The 4,811-nt window shown below is 46.5% G+C and carries 3 protein-coding genes; all 3 read left to right on the top strand.

The annotated features are described in order from the left end of the window. Positions 1–1,699: PKD domain-containing protein (locus VIN08_RS15875; RefSeq protein ID WP_331967053.1), on the top strand; the 1,699-nt coding region annotated here is incomplete at its 5' end. After that, a complete protein-coding gene (locus VIN08_RS15870; RefSeq protein WP_331967051.1) occupies positions 1,700–3,268 on the top strand; it encodes a contractile injection system tape measure protein in 1,569 nt (522 codons plus the stop codon). A 41-nt stretch (positions 3,269–3,309) separates the two neighbouring features. Further along, positions 3,310–4,811: DUF4157 domain-containing protein (locus VIN08_RS15865; RefSeq protein ID WP_331967049.1), on the top strand; the 1,502-nt coding region annotated here is incomplete at its 3' end.

Raw genomic sequence — 4,811 nt, 5'->3', positions numbered from 1 at the left:
CGTATTCGAGCTGGCCAAAGTGAAAGGTATATTTGAAGATGCATTGGAAAATGTGGCACAAGGTGTAGTGATTGCCGATTTCTATTTACCATACCTGTGCTGCTCGGATTGTCCTCCGGTACAATTCGTGGTAAATATACCTCCTCCGAAAATTACCTTCTCGTTAAATAAATACGACTACTGCGGAGAAGACCAGGAGAAGTATTATTTCCTGACGAGTCCTTCAGGTGGCAAGATCACAACAGTAGATGCACAGAAAGACACCTTTGTTGATAATGGCGATGGTACCTTTACGTTCCTTCCGGCAAAAGCGGTTATTGCTCCCGATCAGGCCAAAGTAAGTATATCATATACCTATATGGCTGAAGGCCTGGCACAGACTATTACCGTAACAGTATATCGAAAACCGGCCGTGAAGATTATGGTAACGCCCGATCCGAACAACCCTCGGAAATTTACCTTTGCTTTTGATAGCCCGGCTATGATTACCGGAGTTACCTGGAATTTTGGAGATAACTCTCCGGTGTCGCACGACATTGCACCACCAGCGTATACCTATAAATCCGGAGGAGAGTTTACTGTTTCTGCCGAAGTTACCAATGGTGTTTGTTCTGCCAAACCCGAAAGTGTAATAGTAAAAGCAGGTGATCCTGAACCTGTGAAAGTAACGATTGGTACCGACCAGATCTGCCAGGATGTAGACAAGCTTGAGTTTTCGATAACACCACCGGGTGGAACACTGAGCGGAGAAAAATTTGAAGAGTCGCCACAAGGCAGTGGTAAGTATATATTCCATCCATCGAATGTGGATATGCAGGGTAAATCACAGCGAACCATCACATTCAACTATGTTTCCCTGCAAAACGAAACGGCCTCCTTTACCATTACAGTATATGCCAAACCGGCCGGCACGAGCAATGTAGATCAGGGAGGTTTACTGAGAGCAGTCGCGGCATTTAATCAGTTAAAGAATGCATCGCAGGTGGTAGTATATTTCGGTGATAATACGAAAGAAGAAATATACCCGGTGGCAAACCTGACAAGTTTTGTTACACCGGCACACTTATATGCCAAAGGAGACACCTATACTATAAAGATGCGACTGGAGAACGGTACTTGTGTTACCGTACTGGAGGAGCGGAAGATCACGGTTGTCGGTAGAACATTATTGGAGATGAAGTGCCGGCCGCTGGAAGACCCGATGCCGGGCTTCGAAGCGCTGCAGCCGGATATCAAGAAAAATAAAGCGGCCTTTAAAGGATATCCCTTAGAAGATGTCGGTAAGTTTATCGAGTTGTTATCCGGTGCGCTGGATGTTAGCGGAAATGTAGAATTGAAATTCTTTGATAAAGATCCGCGTATGATTCCGGATTGGATCACGCTGCTGCCGCTTACCGAGACCTCTACATCTGTTTCTGTACGCATGCTTGCCGGTTTCAATAATGTGTTACTCTATAGGGCATGCCAGCGGAAAGAAGATGTAGACGATGTATTGCTGGCGTTGTTCGAGGCGCTTCAGGAGAAACTGAAAGCGATCACAATACTCAATGACGATGATAAGCTTGTGCTCAATGCTATACTCAATAATCTACAGAAAGAGCTGGAGAACCTTGCGCAAAACGGAGAAGATCAGATCAAGCTGGTATATGTGCGTATACTCAAGGCGTTGATCAAATTGGTTAAAACCCTTCTTAAATAAGTGCACGAAGGACAGAATCATATTATCCGGAAAGAAACGGTGCGTATAAAAGCACAGGTTGCAAACCCCATGCTGTTGCAGTCGCGCATACAGTCGATCCTGAACAGCGATGCAACGGCCGGGCTGGGCGCCATGTTCGATACTCTAAGTCTGCCGGATGAATGGCTGGTAGTTGATAAACTGGATATAGAGATCGAGAACATACAGGAAGATAAGCTTGAAGAGAAATTTACAGGTATACTTTTGCAAAAGGTGCAGGAGCAATTACAGCAGCAACTGGCGGAAGCACGAAATATAGTTGAACGCGATCCGTCATTGCTGAACATTTCTTCGGGTGAGCGAACGTTGCGGGCATTTCTGTTTTTCCTGGAATATGGCGTTTTGCCCTGGTGGTATACGGTATCCACACCGCATGCTTTTGAAGAAGCTGTTCTGCAAGAATTGCATTCATATCAATCACTGCCCGGACTACCAGCCTATGTTTTGAAATATACCCGCTCCATACAGGACGTGGTAAGTCGTTATAGTGGCGCTTTGCGACTGGTGTCGCAGTTCAATACAAAACTGGTAGAAGCTGCGATCGCATTTTTGCTGCATGCAAACGCTGCTGTGCTTATAACGGAAGCAATTGCTGCCTATACTGAATTTATAGCCTTGATCACATCAGCAACATCGCGACAAACAGCTGCGTCCGCTATAGCATTGCGAATCCGCGCATCTTTTATACAGCGGATCGTACTGCCCGGAGCTGGTTTGCCAATATCGCTGGCAGAATGGCTTCGTGCTGCTATAGATGTCTTGCGAAAAGAACGTTCTCCCATAACCCTGCAGACCATTCGTGCAAACAGCATACTTCGTAAGTATATACCGTTGTTGCAAAACTGGGAGACTGAAGACACGCAACCGACCGAGAGGGATATAGCCGTCGATTTAATATCCTCTGATAGTAAAACTGTTCAGGAAAGGGGTATAGATAATAGCGAAGAAGGAGGCAGGCCACAACAGAAACCGGATGGAAAGATTATCAATGACAGTAACCATGATAGTAAATATAGCGAAGCCGAAAAAATATGGGAAGAGGGTATCGCGGTTGAAAATGCGGGGCTCGTTTTGATCGCACCATTTTTGCCAACATTCTTCTCGCACTGTAATTTATTGAAGGAAGATGTCATAACAGATCCACATCGTGCAATCGGATTACTGCATTACCTCGTGTTCGGTAATCTCGACTATAAAGAATATGACGCATTACTATCCAAGATACTCTGTGGGGCAGAGGAAGCATTACCCATCGAGTTGATCAAGGATCTATCGGATGACGAACGTAATCAGGCTGAAGATTTGCTCACAGCGGTAATTTCTCATTGGGCAGCATTGAAAAATACTTCATCCGATGGATTGCGTGAGGGTTTTTTACAACGGAAAGGTATACTTCGATTTAATGAAGGTGATTGGATACTCCAGGTTGAGCCTAACACCATCGATATACTCCTGGAAAGTATACCCTGGACTATCGGGTTAATAAAACTTCCGTGGATGAAACATTATTTACATACAAGCTGGAATTGATTAGCAAAGGGATGTATAAATAGGATTTCGGAAATATATACATGCATACTACTGCAGAAAAAACGACCCGGCATACATCGACTGTACAGCGACAGTCGGGCGGTCTTTTTTTTGCGCGCAAGCATGATGCGTTTTTTGGCGGAGAAAAAACTTCATCAACATCAGCATCTTTTATACAACCCAAACTGAGTGTTAGTCAGCCTGATGATCCGCAGGAGAAAGAAGCCGATCACATGGCGCATAAAGTAATGACCATGCCCGATCCTGTGGCGGTAGCACCTGCTGCGGAAAAGCCGGAAGAAGTACAACGCGCGGTCGAAGAGAAAGAACCTGTACAACGAGCAGCAGAAAATAAAGAAGAAGTACAGCGTGTAGGCGAGCAAAAAGAAGAAGTGCAACGCGCGGCAGAAGAAGAGGTGCAGAAGATGGAAGCACCGAAGGAGGAAGTGCGGCGGGTTGCTCAGCGTAAAGAAGAGAAAGACGAAGTACAACGCAGTGCGGAAGAAGAAGTGCAGCGTGCAGAAAAACAGGAAGAGCCTGTGCAGCGCAGTGCTGAAATAAATATACCACGGAAAGAAGAACAGGTGCAGCGCATGTGCAGTGATTGCAAGCAGGAGAAAGAAACGGTACACCGACAGGAACAAAAAGAAGAAGTACAGACAAAATCATTCGATACAGCATCATCCGACAATCATCAGCACTTCTCGTTATCGCGGAAAGAGCAGGATGAATCCGATAAGAAAGTCAGCAGAAAGCCGCTTACAACGCACCGGCTACCGGTCGTGATGCGCTCCGGCAGGGGACCACCCACTACGAGCGGAAATACTTTTGAACAAAACCTTGATAGTACAAAAGGTATCGGTGCACCGATGTCGCGGGATACCCTTGGCTTTATGGAAAGCCGGTTCCAGGCCGACTTCAGTGGTGTGCGCATCCATACCGGTGAAACCGCTGTGCAGATGAGTCAGTCGATTCATGCGCAGGCATTCACCCATGGTAACGATATATACTTCAACAATGGTAAATATTCCCCTCAAACATCCGAGGGCCAGCATCTTCTTGCCCATGAGTTAACACATACTATACAGCAGGGAGCGAGCTATCATACCACACCATCTCCTGGTAAATCTTCGGGGGGTGGCAATGCTATATCTGCCAAGCGCATCTTCCCCAAACGTATCATTCAACGCAGCGCCTCCAACCTGGCGGCAGCCGTTTCATTTGCTAAAGGCGAAGCCGGAAAAGTTATCGCCAATAAAGATGGTGGCGATGGTATGCGCACCGGCTGGCCACGCCTGATGGAATATTTCAAGACCACATTGGGCGCAGAGAAAATTATACCGGACGGACAGGCGGGCGATTCCTCTACGGTTCCGGAATCAAGCATCAAGAAAAAGAAAGATATAGATGGTGTTGCTGTTATCATGCCCGATGGTAAACCGGGTGTTGGCAAGCGCGACATCATGCCGAGCTGGTGCGGTATATTTGCATTCTGGTCACTCAACAAAGCCGGCTTGCCCATGAAGAAATGGGAGCTGGGTAA

This window comes from Ohtaekwangia sp. (genome assembly GCF_036568665.1).
GTDB lineage: Bacteria > Bacteroidota > Bacteroidia > Cytophagales > Cyclobacteriaceae > Ohtaekwangia.
Note: the sequence above shows the minus strand (reverse complement) of the source record. Positions and strands in the feature narration are given on the sequence as shown.